This window comes from Microcoleus sp., from assembly GCF_041354475.1.
In the GTDB taxonomy this organism is placed as follows: Bacteria; Cyanobacteriota; Cyanobacteriia; order Cyanobacteriales; family Microcoleaceae; genus Microcoleus.
The window spans coordinates 11,659-27,984 of the sequence record NZ_JBGJZU010000042.1 but is presented as its reverse complement, the minus strand read 5'-3'; the positions used below and the strand labels follow the sequence as shown (position 1 = coordinate 27,984).

Genomic DNA, 16,326 nt, shown 5'->3' with positions numbered 1-16,326 from the left:
ATATAGTAATCACGGCGGCATGGGTGAAGTTTTTTTTACGAACCGCGAAGACGCGAAGAACACGAAGGAAGAAAGGAAAGAGTAGGAAATGTAAGTTGATAGATTTGTCTGAGCCAAATAATCTAGCGGTTCTCAAGTAGTTGAGGTGCGTTAGCTAAAAATTACCAATTACCTATTACCAATTACCAATGACATCTAAAGAATTATTTCTATCTAAGTTATCGGACTGGGCGACTGCTCCTCAAAGGTTTTTTAAGCGAGAAGTTTTACCCGTACTGGCTGATTTGCGGTTGGCAATTATTTTGTTGTTGGCGATCGCCTTTTTTAGTATTTCTGGCACTGTGGTCGAGCAAGGTCAATCTGTGGCTTTTTATCAGTCCAATTATCCAGAACACCCGGCTCTTTTTGGATTCCTGACTTGGAAAGTTTTACTAATTGCAGGATTAGATCATGTATACCGCACTTGGTGGTTTTTGTCAATCCTGATTTTGTTCGGAAGCAGCTTGACGGCTTGTACTTTTACTAGACAGTTTCCGGCGCTAAAAGCCGCCCGTCGCTGGAAATTTTATGAAGAACCGAAGCAGTTTGAAAAATTAGCCCTGAGTGCGGAGTTGGGAACTGGTTCTTTAACTTGTTTAGAAGAACTTTTGCAGCAAAAAAAATATCTGGTGTTTCGAGAAGGAGAGAAAGTTTATGCTCGTAAGGGCATAATTGGTAAAATTGGCCCGATTATTGTTCACGCTAGTATGCTGATTATTTTAGCTGGGGCGATTTGGGGTACGATGACTGGTTTTATGGCTCAAGAAATGGTTCCGAGTGGTGAAAATTTTCAGGTGCAGAATATCACGGATACGGGACCTTGGGCGGGGCCGCAAATACCGAAGGATTGGTCGATGCGTGTCAATCGGTTCTGGATCGATTATACTCCTAGTGGTGCGATCGACCAGTTTTATTCTGATTTATCAGTTTTGGACAAAGCAGGTCAAGAGGTCGATCGCCAAACTATTCATGTTAACAAGCCTCTGAGATACCGAGGAGTGACTTTTTATCAAGCAGATTGGTCGATCGCTGCTGTGCGGGTTCGCCTCAACAAAAGCCCGGTTTTGCAACTACCAATGGCTCAGTTAGATACTCAAGGTAAAGGCCGGATTTGGGGCGCTTGGATTCCTACTAAACCTGATTTGAGTGCTGGTGTTTCTCTGTTAGCTAAAGACTTGCAAGGAACTATGTTAGTTTATGGCATGGATGGCAAGTTGTTAACTACTGTTCGCGCTGGTAGTGCTATAGAAGTTAATGGAGTGATGCTGACAATTGATGAAGTTGTTGGTAGCACGGGATTACAAATTAAAGCCGATCCGGGAATTCCGATTGTTTATACTGGCTTTGGGTTGCTGATGTTGAGCGTGCTGATGAGCTATCTGTCTCACTCCCAGATTTGGGCTTTGGAAACAGAGGGCAAACTTTATGTTGGTGGCCGGACTAATCGGGCTCAGGTGACTTTTGAAAGAGAGGTTGTGGAGATTTTGGATAAGTTAGCTGCATCGAAACAACAGGTTGAACCAAGTGCGATCGCCCCGACTTCTTTAGCTAATCAAAACTAATTTTAGGGCCACTAACGCTCACTTTCTGGCTTTCTCAGGACATACCCACGGGGACCAAAAACCCGGTTTCTCCATCAACATCTATGGAAAAAGGGAATATTTGTGGAAGAAACCGGGTTTTTTGCCTAAATCCTCTTTTTTTGATTCTATTGCTGAACTAGCTTGCGAAGTTGTTGAGGGCGGGTATCCGATGTTACCGGGGGGCGATCGCCCCATCGCTCTCCGGTAATTTCCCATAACATCTAAAGATATAGGCGATCGATACTACAATCCCATTCAATGTCCCACAGTGGCTGCTAGAATGCCAAAAAAATTGAAATTAATGTTCGATCCGTGCCAATATTAAGGAATTGTTAAGTTATGCGACGGTTTCGCAAACAAAACTTCCCGCACCAATAGTCCCGCAAATCCACCGTTCCCATTAGGAGCCAACCCATCTATGATTCCCAACCATTCCTTCGCGGCTGACGAGCATTCTAGCAAACCTGACAAGCCCGAGGAAGCTTGCGGCGTTTTCGGTATCTACGCACCTGGTGAAGATGTCGCCAAGTTGACCTATTTTGGTTTGTATGCGTTGCAGCACCGAGGCCAGGAATCCGCAGGCATTGCCACCTTTGATGGCGATCGAGTATACCTGCACAAAGACATGGGACTGGTTTCCCAAGTCTTCAATGAATCTAGTTTAGGTCACTTGCCCGGTAATTTAGCCGTAGGTCATACTCGCTACTCTACTACTGGCTCGTCGCGGGTTGTCAACGCTCAACCTGTGGTCGTCGAAACTCGTTTGGGAAGTCTGGCTCTAGCACATAACGGGAATCTTGTCAATACCAAAGAATTGCGGGAAGAATTGCTGTCTCGGAACTGCGAGTTTGTGAGCACGACTGATTCAGAGGCGATCGCCGTGGCGATCGGTTCCCAGGTAGACAAGGGTAAAGATTGGCTCGAAGCAGCCATCAGTGCCTTTGGGATGTGCCAAGGAGCCTTTAGTTTGACCATCGCCACCCCCAAAGGTGTCATGGGTGTCCGCGACCCTCACGGAGTGCGCCCCTTGGTAATTGGCACTCTCCCGACAAATCCGGTACGGTATGTTTTGGCATCGGAAACTTGCGGATTAGATATTATCGGTGCGGAATTTTTGCGCGACGTAGAACCGGGAGAATTAGTTTGGATCACAGAGGAAGGTATGGCTTCCTTTCACTGGAGTCAGCAACAAAAACGCAAACTTTGCATCTTTGAAATGATCTATTTTGCTCGACCCGATAGCATGATGGAAGGTGAAAGTTTGTACAGCTATCGCCTACGAATCGGCCGTTTATTAGCAGCCGAATCTCCGGCAGATGCTGATATAGTCATCGGCGTTCCTGATTCGGGAATCCCAGCGGCGATCGGTTTTTCTCAAGCTTCCGGCATTCCCTACGCGGAAGGATTGATTAAAAATCGCTACGTCGGACGCACTTTTATTCAGCCTACTCAAACCATGCGGGAGTCAGGAATCCGCATGAAACTAAACCCTCTGCGAGATGTGTTGGAAGGAAAACGGGTGATCATTATCGATGATTCCATCGTCCGTGGCACTACCAGTCGCAAAATTGTCAAAGCCTTGCGGGATGCTGGTGCTACCGCAGTTCACATGAGAATTTCTTCGCCACCTGTGACTCATCCTTGTTTCTACGGCATTGACACCGACAATCAAGATCAGTTGATTGCTGCTACTAAGTCTGTCGCTGAAATCGCCGCTCAAATTGAGGTAGATTCTTTGGCTTTCTTGAGTTGGGAAGGAATGCTGAAAGCCACTAATGAAGATACGAACAGTTTCTGTTCTGCGTGTTTTACGGGCGATTATCCGATCGAGGTTCCAGAATTGATTAAACGAGCGAAGCTAATATTAGAAAAAGCTGCAACTTAGCAGAAGTCATTAGTCAGTAGTCAGTAGTCAGTAGTCATTAGTCATTTGTTAATTGCTACCAATGCCCGATGCCCAATACTTCGGCTACGCTCAGCACAGGTGCCCGATGCCCTTCTGCCATAACTTATTGCCAGACTGTGTGTAGAAATGTTAAATTAACTTAGCTCTGCCACTGGCAGACTGGAGATAGTCCCTCCAAAACCTCACTCTCAGATCGAAGTCGCATTTCGCACTTCCAACGGGCACAGGAGATTTTTTCAGATAACAGGGTCGATCGCACAAATTTTCCCCCTACCAGCATTCCCCAAGCCACTGGGCTGGAGAATCGCCGACGGATGATTTCCTGCGAACTAAATAACTTTAGAAACCCTTACTGAGTATAAATTATGGCTCCTTGGAGCCAAAGTGACTGATAAGTAACGAAATGCGGTTTCTCAAGTCAGCTTAAATCGGAAACTTCGTGCAATTAAATACAGTTCTCAATCAGCCGAGCGATAAAAGCTCATCCTCTCGTACAACAGAGTTACCTTTTACTCTTGCTGATATCAAATCAGCCATTCCAGCCCATTGTTTTGAACCCTCGGTTGGGAAATCCCTTGCTTACTTCTTCTTGGATCTTGGAATCATCGCAGGTTTATATGCGATCGCCTATACCCTTGATTCCTGGTTCTTTTATCCCATATTCTGGTTAATGCAGGGAACCATGTTTTGGGCATTGTTTGTAGTCGGCCACGACTGTGGACACGGTTCCTTCTCCAAGAGCAAATGGCTCAACAACCTGATCGGACACCTTTCCCACGCTCCAATTCTCGTACCCTTCCACGGTTGGCGGATCAGCCACAGAACCCACCACGCCAATACAGGTAGCTTAGATACTGACGAAAGCTGGTATCCAGTGTCCGAGAGCAAATACAATCAAATGCCCTGGTATGAAAAGCTCGGACGCTTTTATTTGATGTTATTTGCCTACCCAATTTATCTGTTTCGTCGATCGCCCGATCGGGTAGGTTCTCACTTCATGCCCAGTAGCCCGATTTTCCGTCCTTCCGAAAAATGGGATGTATTAACCAGCACAGCATCCTTAGTAGTAATGGTCGGATTTTTGGGTGCGTTAACCTATCAATTTGGTTGGCTGTTTTTACTCAAGTTCTACTTGGTTCCCTATGTAATTTTCGTGATGTGGTTGGATTTGGTAACATTCCTGCACCACACTGAGCCGGATATCCCCTGGTATCGTGGAGATGATTGGTACTTCTTGAAAGGTGCCTTATCAACGATCGATCGGGATTATGGCATCATCAATCCTATCCATCACGACATCGGCACCCACGTAGCCCACCATATTTTCTCGACAATGCCACACTATCACTTGAAGGAAGCAACCGAAGCCATCAAGCCAGTGTTGGGCGATTATTATCGCAAGTCAAGCGAGCCAATTTGGAAGAGCTTTATTCGCTCTTACTGGGATTGTCATTTTGTTTCCGATACAGGATCTAAAGTGTACTACGAATCGCCTAACAGTCGGAGTTCTACCCAAGTGAAGTAAATCCACTAGGACTTACCAAAAACCCCGGTTTCTGAACCTAAATTTGTCATTTCAAATTGATAAAAATGTGAAGAAACCGGGCTTTTTATATCGTTTCCGGCTACATCGGAATTGATATTATTTTTTATATTTAAAATAGTTATATTATGACCTCTGACTTCTTCCTTCAACATCTGCTATAAAATTCAACAAAATACGTTGGTGAGCAACACCCAAAGGTCGCACATCTCCTGACTGCTCCGAAAAGCATTTTCCAGCCCGAATCTCCTCCGGTGTCAACAACTTCAGATCCCAACCCTCAAGCAAAACTAAATCATTGACACCGACATCAAGTGGTGCATGAAAAACATGGCGCATAACATCTCCTTCTACATCCCCACAAAAAAAAGCAACACTGGGAGGAGCATAACTAATTTCCTCCTTCAATTCCCGTAGGACAGCAACTTCAGGCGTTTCTTCCGGTTCCATATGGCCACCAAACAAAGCCCAATGTCCGGGATATCTAATATGAGGCACATCATCCCGCAACTGGCACAGAAACTTGCCCTCTCGGTACAAAATAGCGATCGCAACGTGAATTTTAGTCATTAGTTATTAGTTATTAGTTATTGGTTATTGGTTATTCCCAGGAACAGGCTGGGAATACATATCAGGAGGCTCTGCCTCCAATCCGAGAGTAACGCTAGTTTCCCATAACTATCTCCCCTTTACGGCAGCAGGAGTACGTTCAAGCAGTTCAACTTCTTCAATATAAACCTCACCTAAATCTTCAGCCAAACCCTTCAGCTTAATACTTTTATAGCGAACTTGCCCCTTGAGCATGATTTCATCTCCTAGCTGTGGCAAAGCCTGCTTCGTTAAAACCCAAATACTACCACTAGCATCTTGAAGTTGATAAGCGGCATTCCCCACAAAAGGAGCGCGATTTTCCACCTTTCCCTGGAGATAAACCTCCGTATCCACTTGCCGTTTTTCTTGAATAGCACTAATTTTGGAAACATTAAAACCAAAATTAAATTTAGACACCGGCAAATTTGCACAACTTAGTAAACCGCTAGTGAGCGCGAGGAATAAACAACCCATGGACAACTTTTGAAGGCAAACTTCCTTGATTGCATTAGTCATCTTTCAAATGATTTGAAATGTGAGATACGACTCAACTTTAACCAGAATCCTGAGAATCGATCGAAACTAAGCAACTTCGACATTATAGTCCTTGGCGACGGTTAAGCTAAAATCTAAAATCGTCAGCCCCTAACCCACAGCCTACAATGGAAGCCAAAACTGCTCAAATACTAGATGGCAAAGCTTTAGCAACAAAGATTCAAAGCGAGTTGAGCGATCGAGTTCGTTCCCTACAAACCCAGATTGGGCGTCCTCCGGGACTTGCGGTACTGATGGTGGGCGACAACCCAGCCAGCGCAGCTTACGTGCGAAACAAAGAACGAGCCTGCGCTAAAGTTGGCATAGCTTCCTTTGGTCAGCATTATCCCGCAAATGCAACTCAAGCCGAACTCGAACTTGCAATTGATGCACTCAACCAGGACGATCGAGTAGACGGGATTTTAGTACAACTCCCACTTCCAGAGCACTTAGACGCAATTTCCCTACTCTACCAAATTGCCCCCGCCAAAGATGCAGACGGACTCCACCCTGTAAATTTAGGCAGCCTGGTACGGGGAGAAAAAGGTTTACGCAGTTGTACTCCCGCCGGAGTCATGCGACTGTTGCAAGAATACCAGATTGACTTAAAAGGAAAAAATGCCGTAGTTTTGGGGCGGAGTATTTTGGTAGGTAAACCGATGGCGCTAATGCTATTAGAAGCCGATTGTACAGTGACAGTAGCTCATTCGCGGACGAAAAACCTAGAATCCATCACCAGCCAAGCCGATATCTTAATCGCCGCCGTCGGGCGCACAGAAATGATTACAGCTAATATGGTCAAACCAGGGGCCGTAGTCATCGATGTCGGTATTAACCGCGTTGTCAATCCAGACGGTACTAGCCGGTTGGCGGGAGATGTGGACTTTGATGCTGTTAAAACAGTAGCGGAATTTATCACACCAGTGCCGGGAGGAATCGGGCCAATGACTGTGGCGATGCTTTTGGAAAATACCGTTTCGAGTTACAGCCTCAAGAAGTAGGGTGCGTCGCTGTCAGATTTTATATCGTAGTGGAATATTATCGATGGCGACGCACCTTATACCACTGTAGGGTGCGTCGCTGTGAGATTTTAGATTGGATTTGAATATTGTTGATGGCGACGCACCCTACGGCTTGACAACAACAACGCGAATTCTGCGGTAATCTACCATCCAAATACCATTTAGAATGGAAACGCTGGAGAACATAACCGCAAATAAATCTCCCGTTGATTATCAGAAAAAGCTCTTCTGCCGTGCATGATTCTAGTATTGTCAACCATTAGAATATCCCCTGTTTTCCAGGATATTTCTGTAGTTATTCTGTCCGCCAATTCATTAAGCTCAGAAACAATATCATCAGTAATTTCTGAATCATCATCAAAGCAAACTACGTTTTTATATCTATGTATTGCTGGCAATAAACTGTTGATAAAGGTCGGATATTTTCCACATCTACTTGAGTGTATTGCTGGAGAGATAAATTGAAGATCGATTGATTCATCTTCGTTGATTTGCAATAGTAAATTATTGCTTTTACAGGTCTGTTCTACTACTCTTAAATCATCAGTTTTGTATTGTGTCTGCCAACGCTCCTTATCCAAATGACCCAAAAATTTTAATTTTTTATTCCTAAATAACTCTTTGAGTGGACTACTGAGCTCATTAAACAATTGCCTGCCATCACATAGTATTGTTTCACCATCTTCTGATGCTGGATGAGCGCAGAAAAACCAAAGCATCAACGGAATATCTTTCTGATAGTACATTTCTCCATGCAGTTTAATCTCATCTTTAAAATCATTGACCGTTAAAATAGTTGCATTCCCATTAATTATTCGGCGATTAAACACGCCGCCGGTGTAATCCATAAAATCTTTACTAAGGGAGTTAGTGAATTCGGTAAAAGTGTCAACACTATTTTCAAAACCTCTAAAAAGTAAGAAACCATAAGATTTAAACTGGTTAATAATTTCTTCCCTGTCCAGGTCTAAAATATTGATATTATCCCTATTGATGATTTGTTGAGAAAAATTTTCTGATAAAAGCTGTGTATTTACCTTCATCTCTATCTCCTAGCTATTTTCTATTTTGTACAGAGTGTGGTTGAAAAAATTAGTGCCGATTCCTTGAGATTTCTAAATAGTCCTCAATTCAAAATTCATCAAACCTGCTTTACTCCAACAGTTCAGGTTGTTGATGTACGATTAATTCGTAAAGCGGTTGAAAGCTAAACCAGCCTAGCTGATGTGAGCCTACCTGGCGCTGCGCCAGACGAGCATTGTCGGAGTCGATGAGGATGGGTGTGCCAGCCGCCTCTGCCAACAACTGCGCCTGACAAGAACGTTCCATTGCCACAAACCACCAAGCCGCTTCATCAACTGAATGACCCACCGTGAGTAGACCGTGGTTGCGTAGGATCATGGCTTTCTTCTGACCTAGTGCTTGGGCGATGCGCTTGCCTTCCTCAAGTTCGAGAACTACTCCCGTGTAGTCATCAAACAGGCTGTGGTCTTCGTAGAAGGAACAGGCATCTTGGGTGAGGGGGTCGAGGAGACGACCGAGGCTAGACCAGCTTTTGCCGTAAATTGAATGAGCGTGTGCTGCTGCTACGACATCAGGACGGGCTGCATGAATTTGAGAATGGATGGCATAAGCTGCCGTATTAATAGGCTTGTTGCCCTCTATAACTTCACCGTGACGGTTGACCAGGATCAGGTCGCTGACCCGGATCAGACTGAAATGCCTACCCAATGGGTTGACCCAGAAGTGTTCCGGGTATTCGGGGTCGCGGACAGTAATGTGCCCTGCGATGCCCTCACTAAACCCAAAGTGTCCAAACAGACGTAAGGCCGCTGCCAGGCGCTGCTGGCGATGACGGCGTTCTTCCTCGATCGTAGCAAAAGTCGGAGGCTCAAAGATGACTGGGAGTTCTTTTAATGTAGGCATAGATTGTGTTTCTGATACATTATTTTGATCTTCCTACAAAATTTAAATATGAGACAAGATATTTGTCAATAGGAATTTTTGACAGCAACTACGCGAATTCGGCGATAATCTGCAATCCAAGTACCATCATGATACTGTGTCGATCGCAAACGATGTTCAACTTGTTTAATTACCTGCGATCGCACTTCCTCAGATAGCCCCGAAAAAAACCCACCAGCAAACATTTCAATCCAATTTACCATACCTGCGCTGCCACCTTCGAGAAGAGTCGGGCGATCGAACAAAACCGCATAACGCACCTCAAAACCCTGCTTTTCCAAAAGCCCAGCATACTCACCAACACTCGGAAAATACCAAGGATTAAGCGACGCAGGCGACTCGCAACCAATTTCCGACAAAACACTCAAAATTGCCCCAACTATAGCCCCAACATTGCCCTTACCCCCAAACTCAGCCACAAAACGCCCACCCGGTTTCAGTGATTTTGCCACGCAATTAATCACAGCATCCGCTTCCTTAACCCAATGCAAAACAGCATTAGAAAAAACAGCATCCAGCGGTGCAACAACTTCAAAATCACGAGCATCTGCCACAGCAAAATCAAGCTGAGGATAATTAGAGCGAGCCTTAGCAATCATCGACAAAGATGAATCAATCCCCTGCACAAAAGCTCCGCTTTCAGCAATCTTTGCGGTTAATTGTCCCGTACCGCAACCTAAATCTAAAATCCGTTCACCAGCCTTGGGAGCGAGTAATTTCAAAAGCGATTCGCCGTATTGCCAAACAAAACCATGATTTCCCTCATAAAGCCCCGAATTCCAAAAATCTTGTAACATCCTTCTTTCCTCTTCACTTCGTGTCCTTAGCGCCTTCGCGGTTCGTTACTAAATTACTGACCAGCAAGCATAGAAATTGCCTCCCCCTCAATTCGGCAAACCCTTCTCACCTTAATATCTAAGTTTGCCATTTCTGAATTCTCCATTTTTTAGATAACACAAGTTGACAATTAAATCATTAAATTTCCAATTACTTATTTCCAATTCCCCCCTTACCTATTCCCCATTACCTATTACCAATTCCCCCATTACCTATTCCCCAATTATCAATTGCTAATTATCAAAATGTCCAATATCTGTTTAATTAACAACTTATACTTTTAAAATATTAATGAATGGAAAATTATGGAACTACGACATTTGCGTTATTTCATTGCGGTTGCAGAAGAATTGAATTTCACTCGCGCAGCCGAAAAACTGCATATGGCTCAACCTCCGCTGAGCCAACAAATCCAGCAGTTAGAAACTGAGTTAGGGTTTCAATTGTTTCGGCGCACCAAACGGACGGTAACACTAACGGAAGCAGGACAGGTTTTTTTTGAGGAGTCGAAAAAAATTCTGCTGCAACTCGATCGCGCTATTCAACTTGGCCAACAGACAAATCGGGGTGAATTGGGACAATTGACGATCGGCTTTGTGAGCTCTGCTTCTCATAATGTGGTTCCGGCCATTTTGCAGGCTTTTCGCACTTTGCATCCAACGGTAAAGCTCGAATTGCGAGAAATGACCACAAATCAACAGTTACATCAATTGCGAGAAGGACAAATAGACATTGGCTTCATTCGCCCTCCGGTGGATGAGGGGATAAATTCGGAAATTGTGTTTCGGGAACCGTTAATCGTGGCTTTGCCGCAAACGCATCAATTGGCCGATCGCGCCCAGGTAGAATTGAGACAACTTTCCGCCGAACCTTTTATCCTGTTTCCGCGTTCCCTGGCTCCGGGATTGTACGATCGCATCATCAGTTTTTGTCAACAAGCAGGCTTTAGCCCGATCGCCGCTCAAGAAGCGATTCAAATGCAAACCATTGTGAGTCTAGTCGCCGCCTCCATGGGAGTGGCGATTGTCCCGGAGTCGATGCAAAATTTCCAGCGCAGCGGTGTTGTTTACAAACAGTTACAAGAACCAAGCCCGATCGTGTCGATCGCTCTGATTTGGTGCGACAATCCCACACCAGTGCTGCTGCGGTTTTTGGAAGTCGCCACACACAGGAGTTGATTGGGAATTAAAACTGATGCAGGAACTGGGTTGGGAGTCAAGCTGAGGGAGGGCAACTCTTAACATTTATTTGGAAATCTGGTTGTTGTATTACCCGCGCCTCAGTTGTGTGGGAGAAAGTTTTGAAAATTCAAAATAAGTTTCTGTGCAATCACACCCATAGAATGATTAAATGAAATTCAGATTTCGGGCGATCGCCACTGTACAAGTTGGTTCGATCGACCCGCATAAATCAAAGTATCCTTTCGTCACATTAAGTACAAGAGAGCAAGGGATGGTATTGGCAACAGAAATGGATTCGTCCCAACCGGAATCCGCTTTCGACTTATCTACTTACCTAGTCGAGCAAAAAAAGGCGATCGAGGTAGCTCTCGACAGTGCGCTGCCGGTCATCTACCCAGAGAAAATTTACGAAGCCATGCGCTACTCCCTGCTAGCAGGTGGCAAACGGCTACGTCCAATCCTGTGTCTGGCTGGCTGCGAACTCGCCGGTGGCACTTCCCAAATGGCAATGCCCACAGCTTGCGCTTTGGAAATGATCCACACCATGTCGCTGATCCACGACGATTTGCCGGCAATGGACAATGACGACTATCGGCGTGGCAAACTGACTAACCACAAAGTCTACGGCGAAGATATCGCCATTTTGGCTGGCGATGGCTTGTTGACCTATGCTTTTGAATTTATCGCTACTAAAACTGAGAACGTACCCCCCCATCTGGTATTGCAGACGATCGCCCATTTGGCACGGGCATCGGGGGCTGCTGGACTCGTAGGCGGTCAGGTGGTTGACCTGGAATCGGAAGGATTGAAAGATGTTTCTCTAGAAACTTTGAACTACATTCACGCTCACAAAACCGGCGCGCTGTTAGAAGCCTGCGTAGTTTGTGGGGCAATTCTGGCTGGGGCATCGGCTGCGGATTTGCAGCGGCTTTCTCGTTTCGCTCAAAATATTGGATTGGCTTTCCAGATTATTGATGACATTCTCGATATTACTGCTACTGCTGAAGAACTTGGCAAAACCGCAGGCAAAGATGTTCAAGCTGGAAAGGTGACTTATCCTAGTTTGTGGGGAATTGAGGAGTCCAGGCGTCAAGCTTCACAATTGATTGTTGATGCTCAGGCTCAATTGGCAGTGTTTGGGAATAAAGCTCAACCGCTGTTGGCGATCGCAGATTATATTACCAGTCGCAGTAACTAGAAATGCCAAACACTATGCAGGAAATTTGCAGCGGCATCTTAAACAATCATGTACTCGTGGTTTCTCTAATCGCTTGTCTGGCTGCTCAAGTATTGAAATTGCCGATCGAATTAATCAAAAATCGGAAGTTTAATCTTCAGTATTTAGTAACAACCGGAGGAATGCCTAGCTCTCATTCGTCTTTTGTAGGTGCTTTGGCTGCTGGGGTGGGACAAACCTTGGGCTGGGAGAGTCCAGAGTTTGCGATCGCGGCGATTTTTGCGATAATTGTCATGTACGATGCTGCTGGAGTCCGCCAAGCTGCCGGCAAACAAGCTCGAATCCTCAACCAAATTATTGATGAGTTTTTTGAAGAACACCACAACTTGAATGAGGCTCGTCTCAAGGAGTTGCTAGGACACACTCCTTTTCAAGTGTTTGTCGGTTTGGGGCTGGGAATAACTATTTCGTGGTTGGCCGGGCCTGCTTATTAAGTTTTGAGTTTTGAGTTTTAAGTTGTGAATGTCAAAAAATTAGGAATAATCAATATTTTCTAACTATTTTACTTCTGAAATAACTCAAAATTCTTAACTAAAAGTTCACAATTGCGCTTTTGTCCCATCGATGGTCTTTAAAAAAGTTGTCAGGACTAAAACCCCTATCAGTTAGGCTCGGATAAGTTCAAGGTATTCTGTCACTACTTTACGCCTAAACCAACTGAGGAAAAACAATGACGACGCTGCTAATTCAAACCCAAAGCGTCCCCATGACAGTCAATCTCCCTGCTATCAAATCGATGACTGTTGAACAGTTTTATGAATTCTGTCTAGCCAATGGCCATTTGAGAATTGAGCGTACTGCCAGTGGCGAAGTTATCATTATGTCGCCAGCCTTTTCAGATACAGGAAACCGCAACTTCAAGATAGCCCTACAACTGGGGAACTGGGCAGAACAAGACGGAACAGGCGAAACATTTGACTCCAGTGCAGGCTTTACCTTGCCCAATGGAGCAACCCGCTCCCCCGATGCCTCATGGATTAAACTAGAGCGTTGGAATGCCTTAACTGAAGAACAAAAAGCTTCATTTGCACCGATTTGTCCAGACTTTGTGATTGAATTACGGTCTTCTAGCGATCCTCTCAGGGGATTGCAAAACAAGATGCAAGAATATATTGACAACGGTGCATCACTCGGCTTGTTGATCGATCGCAAAAACCGAAAAGTCTACATATACCGCCCCGAAAAAGAACCGGAAATCTTGGATAATCCCGAAACAGTGAGCGGCGATCCAGAGTTACCAGGATTTGTCTTGCGGATGGCAAAAATCTGGTGAATCATTGTCTGCTGGAATAACTACTACCAACCGCCTACTGCCTACTCACCGTATTCAGCTTGCAAGATATCGTCATTATCATCAGCGATAGTCGCGACAATCGTAATAGCGCGAGAAATTTCCCCAGTCGAGATTTCGGCTATCGTCCGAGTCGAAATTACCGCAACTTGATTATCCACGATCGCAAAATGAGATTCCAAAGTAGACAGCCAATTCATTTCTAGGAGTTTGCGCATTAATTCAGCTTCATTCTTCGCCGGCAACTGAAGCACAAAAGCCCAAACAGTCAAAGTATCATCTTCCGTTTCGCCAGTGAGTTGCACCAACACTTCGACACTACCGTACTTAAACTTCCAAAGATGTCCGCCCGCCTCATTTTGACCTACCATCACTTTTTGATCTACAGCCATGCTGGCGATGACAGTTTCAATTTCTTCTGCATAGGTGACGGCTGTGGCTTTTTCGACTTGCGCATCGGCGATCGCGCTTTCACTTAAAATGCTTTCTGGAGAAACTGTTTCTAGGTTGGGTTCGCTGGTAGTCATGATTGTAATTTGACGGAAACTATTCCACTATCATTTTACCAGGTTCCTGGTTCCCAGGCTCTTCCTGGGAACCAGTAGATTTCTTAGGTCTCTCGGAGCTTTGGGCAAAATGTAGCAGTTGATACTAAACTTGTTAATGAAGTCCTAGGGATTATTTGTCCAGGCCCACTTGTGGTTAGCGTGGGGATTTTGGTGGCGGGGATTTATTCCATCCCCTGCAAAACCGCCGTCAAAATTTCCACAAGGCGATCGATATGTTCTTTCTCAATAATCAACGACGGCGACAAAGCAATTATATCCCCAGTGGTGCGAATCAACAACCCATTTTCGTAGCACTTTAAAAAACAATCAAAAGCCCGTTTACCGGGCTTCCCAGCCATAGATTCCAACTCAATCCCCGCCACAAGTCCCAAATTGCGAACATCAATAACGTGCCGCACTCCTTTCAAAGAATGCACAGCATTTTCCCAATAATCGGATATTTTATCAGCCCGATCAAACAATTTTTCTTCTTCGTAAATATCCAGCGTCGCCAAAGCAGCAGCACAAGCCAGTGGATGCCCAGAATAAGTATAGCCATGAAACAGCTCTATGGTATTTTCAGGAGCATTCATAAAAGCATCATAAATACCTTCCTTAACAAATACCGCCCCCATGGGTACAGTACCGTTAGTTATCCCTTTTGCCACCGTCACGATATCAGGAATTACTCCAAAATATTCAGTGGCAAAACTCGAACCTAAACGCCCAAAACCTGTAATTACTTCATCAAAAATCAGCAGAATTCCGTACTTGTCGCAAATCGCGCGAAGCCTTTCCAAATAACCTTTTGGCGGAATCAAAACTCCCGTAGAACCCGCCACCGGTTCCACAATTACCGCCGCAATATTCGACGCATCGTGCAAAGCCACAATCCGTTCCAATTCATCCGCCAAATGCGCCCCCCATTCCGGCTGTTTGCGGCTGAAAGCATTGTGTTCTAGGTTATGAGTGTGAGGTAAATGATCTACTCCTGTCAGCAAACTGCCGAAAGACTTGCGATTTGGACCAATCCCACCGACAGAAATTCCCCCAAAACCAACACCGTGATAACCCCGTTCCCTACCAATCAATCTTTGGCGTGTTCCTTCGCCTTTAACTCGGTGATAGGCGATCGCAATTTTTAAGGCAGTATCCACCGATTCCGAACCAGAATTAGTAAAAAAAACGCGATCGAAATTGCCGGGTATCATTTTTACCAAACGTTCTGCTAATTCAAAAGCAGCGGGATGTCCCATTTGAAAAGGAGGCGCGTAATCCAAGTTTAAAACCTGCTGTTTAACCGCTTCGGCAATTGTCTCCCGCCCGTGTCCGGCATTCACGCACCAAAGCCCCGCAGTACCATCGAGAATTGAGCGATTATCATCGCTAGTAAAGTGCATATCTTTTGCCGAAACCAACATTCGCGGATTCGCTTTAAACTGTCGGTTTGCGGTGAAGGGCATCCAATAAGCGTCCATATTTGTCATTGTTTTTTTATGCTTTTATTTTCTAAAATAACATATTTGAACGAACCACGAAGACGCTCATAGCGCGAAGGAAGAAAAGAAAGAGCTTTTTCTTATTTCTAGGATCGCTATATCTTCCTCTTCTACTCGTTACTAGGCTCTGCCTAGTAACGCAGATCCGGAGGCTCTGCCTCCCAATTTTAGTCGGTATACGACGAGGCAGAGCAAGAGTGATATGGGTTCCCAGGCAGAGCCTAGGAACCAGGTAACCAGGTAACCAACATTCGCGGACTCGCTTTAAACTGTAGGTTTGCGGTGAAGGGCATCCAATAAGCGTCCATATTTGTCATGGTTTTTTTATGCTTTTATTTTCTAAAATAACATATTTGAACGAACCACGAAGACGCTCATAGCGCGAAGGAAGAAAAGAAAGAGCTTTTTCTTATTTCTAGGATTGCTATATCTTCCTCTTCTACTCGTTACTAGGCTCTGCCTAGTAACGCAGATCCGGAGGCTCTGCCTCCCAATTTTAGTCGGTATACGACGAGGCAGAGCAAGAGTGATATGGGTTCCCAGGCAGAGC

14 protein-coding genes and 1 pseudogene are annotated in these 16,326 nt (G+C 45.0%); 8 read left to right on the top strand and 7 right to left on the bottom strand.

Features of this window, described 5'->3' with window-relative positions:
• The first annotated feature begins 188 nt into the window (after positions 1 to 188).
• From ACBR23_RS16555 to ACBR23_RS16545, 3 genes are all read left to right on the top strand, one after another.
• Entirely contained in the window at positions 189 to 1,601 is a 1,413-nt protein-coding gene (locus ACBR23_RS16555) for a cytochrome c biogenesis protein (protein WP_371119985.1), read from the top strand.
• A 439-nt stretch (positions 1,602 to 2,040) separates the two neighbouring features.
• On the top strand, positions 2,041 to 3,507 hold the full coding sequence (gene purF / locus ACBR23_RS16550; RefSeq protein ID WP_371119986.1) for an amidophosphoribosyltransferase: 1,467 nt from the start codon (positions 2,041 to 2,043) through the stop codon (positions 3,505 to 3,507).
• Between the two features lie 460 nt (positions 3,508 to 3,967).
• Complete coding sequence (locus ACBR23_RS16545) at positions 3,968 to 5,053, top strand: fatty acid desaturase (protein ID WP_371119987.1); 1,086 nt, start codon at positions 3,968 to 3,970, stop codon at positions 5,051 to 5,053.
• 144 nt (positions 5,054 to 5,197) lie between these two features.
• On the opposite strand, the gene ACBR23_RS16540 is transcribed toward ACBR23_RS16545, so the two are convergent.
• Together ACBR23_RS16540 and ACBR23_RS16535 are read right to left on the bottom strand one after the other, a co-directional pair.
• The gene (locus ACBR23_RS16540; protein WP_371119988.1) at positions 5,198 to 5,641 is read right to left on the bottom strand and encodes an NUDIX domain-containing protein; all 444 of its coding nucleotides are present in this window, start codon (positions 5,639 to 5,641) and stop codon (positions 5,198 to 5,200) included.
• Positions 5,642 to 5,749: 108 nt separating this feature from the next.
• Positions 5,750 to 6,079 (bottom strand): DNA-binding protein, encoded by a 330-nt coding sequence (locus ACBR23_RS16535; protein WP_371116646.1) that lies wholly within the window; start codon positions 6,077 to 6,079, stop codon positions 5,750 to 5,752.
• A gap of 245 nt (positions 6,080 to 6,324) precedes the next feature.
• On the opposite strand from ACBR23_RS16535, the gene folD reads away from it, so the two are divergent.
• Entirely contained in the window at positions 6,325 to 7,197 is an 873-nt protein-coding gene (gene folD, locus ACBR23_RS16530) for a bifunctional methylenetetrahydrofolate dehydrogenase/methenyltetrahydrofolate cyclohydrolase FolD (protein WP_371116647.1), read from the top strand.
• Positions 7,198 to 7,379: 182 nt separating this feature from the next.
• Here folD and ACBR23_RS16525 read toward each other — a convergent pair whose 3' ends face one another.
• The 3 genes and pseudogenes from ACBR23_RS16525 to ACBR23_RS16515 form a co-directional block, all read right to left on the bottom strand.
• Positions 7,380 to 8,261 carry a TauD/TfdA family dioxygenase gene (locus tag ACBR23_RS16525; RefSeq protein ID WP_341739133.1) on the bottom strand — a complete coding sequence of 294 codons (882 nt, stop codon included), beginning with the start codon at positions 8,259 to 8,261 and terminating at the stop codon, positions 7,380 to 7,382.
• Positions 8,262 to 8,370: 109 nt separating this feature from the next.
• Positions 8,371 to 9,153, bottom strand: a pseudogene (locus tag ACBR23_RS16520) (class II aldolase/adducin family protein); the annotation flags it as partial.
• 56 nt (positions 9,154 to 9,209) lie between these two features.
• Positions 9,210 to 9,980, bottom strand: a complete 771-nt coding sequence (locus ACBR23_RS16515; RefSeq protein ID WP_371116648.1) for a trans-aconitate 2-methyltransferase — start codon at positions 9,978 to 9,980, stop codon at positions 9,210 to 9,212.
• A 345-nt stretch (positions 9,981 to 10,325) separates the two neighbouring features.
• Here ACBR23_RS16515 and ACBR23_RS16510 point away from each other — a divergent pair, with 345 nt between their 5' ends.
• The 4 genes from ACBR23_RS16510 (at position 10,326) to ACBR23_RS16495 (ending at position 13,711) form a co-directional block, all read left to right on the top strand.
• Positions 10,326 to 11,198 (top strand): LysR family transcriptional regulator, encoded by an 873-nt coding sequence (locus tag ACBR23_RS16510; protein WP_371116649.1) that lies wholly within the window; start codon positions 10,326 to 10,328, stop codon positions 11,196 to 11,198.
• A gap of 274 nt (positions 11,199 to 11,472) precedes the next feature.
• Positions 11,473 to 12,399 (top strand): geranylgeranyl diphosphate synthase CrtE, encoded by a 927-nt coding sequence (gene crtE / locus ACBR23_RS16505; protein ID WP_371119994.1) that lies wholly within the window; start codon positions 11,473 to 11,475, stop codon positions 12,397 to 12,399.
• A gap of 14 nt (positions 12,400 to 12,413) precedes the next feature.
• Positions 12,414 to 12,872, top strand: a complete 459-nt coding sequence (locus tag ACBR23_RS16500) for a divergent PAP2 family protein (RefSeq protein ID WP_341739150.1) — start codon at positions 12,414 to 12,416, stop codon at positions 12,870 to 12,872.
• Between the two features lie 236 nt (positions 12,873 to 13,108).
• Positions 13,109 to 13,711 carry a Uma2 family endonuclease gene (locus ACBR23_RS16495; protein WP_371116650.1) on the top strand — a complete coding sequence of 201 codons (603 nt, stop codon included), beginning with the start codon at positions 13,109 to 13,111 and terminating at the stop codon, positions 13,709 to 13,711.
• Between the two features lie 41 nt (positions 13,712 to 13,752).
• Here the strand turns inward: ACBR23_RS16495 and ACBR23_RS16490 are convergent, their stop codons facing one another.
• Together ACBR23_RS16490 and ACBR23_RS16485 are read right to left on the bottom strand one after the other, a co-directional pair.
• Positions 13,753 to 14,256 carry a YbjN domain-containing protein gene (locus tag ACBR23_RS16490; RefSeq protein ID WP_371116651.1) on the bottom strand — a complete coding sequence of 168 codons (504 nt, stop codon included), beginning with the start codon at positions 14,254 to 14,256 and terminating at the stop codon, positions 13,753 to 13,755.
• Between the two features lie 203 nt (positions 14,257 to 14,459).
• Complete coding sequence (locus ACBR23_RS16485) at positions 14,460 to 15,764, bottom strand: aspartate aminotransferase family protein (RefSeq protein WP_371116652.1); 1,305 nt, start codon at positions 15,762 to 15,764, stop codon at positions 14,460 to 14,462.
• Positions 15,765 to 16,326: the final 562 nt, after the last annotated feature.

Excerpts from the sequence above, each read along its gene's own strand:
- purF (WP_371119986.1), top strand. The coding sequence starts at position 2,041 with ATGATTCCCAACCATTCCTTCGCGGCTGACGAGCATTCTAGCAAACCT.
- ACBR23_RS16500 (WP_341739150.1), top strand. The coding sequence starts at position 12,414 with ATGCAGGAAATTTGCAGCGGCATCTTAAACAATCATGTACTCGTGGTT.
- ACBR23_RS16510 (WP_371116649.1), top strand. The coding sequence starts at position 10,326 with ATGGAACTACGACATTTGCGTTATTTCATTGCGGTTGCAGAAGAATTG.
- ACBR23_RS16515 (WP_371116648.1), bottom strand. The coding sequence starts at position 9,980 with ATGTTACAAGATTTTTGGAATTCGGGGCTTTATGAGGGAAATCATGGT.
- ACBR23_RS16540 (WP_371119988.1), bottom strand. The coding sequence starts at position 5,641 with ATGACTAAAATTCACGTTGCGATCGCTATTTTGTACCGAGAGGGCAAG.
- ACBR23_RS16490 (WP_371116651.1), bottom strand. The coding sequence starts at position 14,256 with ATGACTACCAGCGAACCCAACCTAGAAACAGTTTCTCCAGAAAGCATT.
- crtE (WP_371119994.1), top strand. The coding sequence starts at position 11,473 with ATGGTATTGGCAACAGAAATGGATTCGTCCCAACCGGAATCCGCTTTC.
- folD (WP_371116647.1), top strand. The coding sequence starts at position 6,325 with ATGGAAGCCAAAACTGCTCAAATACTAGATGGCAAAGCTTTAGCAACA.
- ACBR23_RS16525 (WP_341739133.1), bottom strand. The coding sequence starts at position 8,261 with ATGAAGGTAAATACACAGCTTTTATCAGAAAATTTTTCTCAACAAATC.
- ACBR23_RS16495 (WP_371116650.1), top strand. The coding sequence starts at position 13,109 with ATGACGACGCTGCTAATTCAAACCCAAAGCGTCCCCATGACAGTCAAT.
- ACBR23_RS16555 (WP_371119985.1), top strand. The coding sequence starts at position 189 with ATGACATCTAAAGAATTATTTCTATCTAAGTTATCGGACTGGGCGACT.
- ACBR23_RS16485 (WP_371116652.1), bottom strand. The coding sequence starts at position 15,764 with ATGACAAATATGGACGCTTATTGGATGCCCTTCACCGCAAACCGACAG.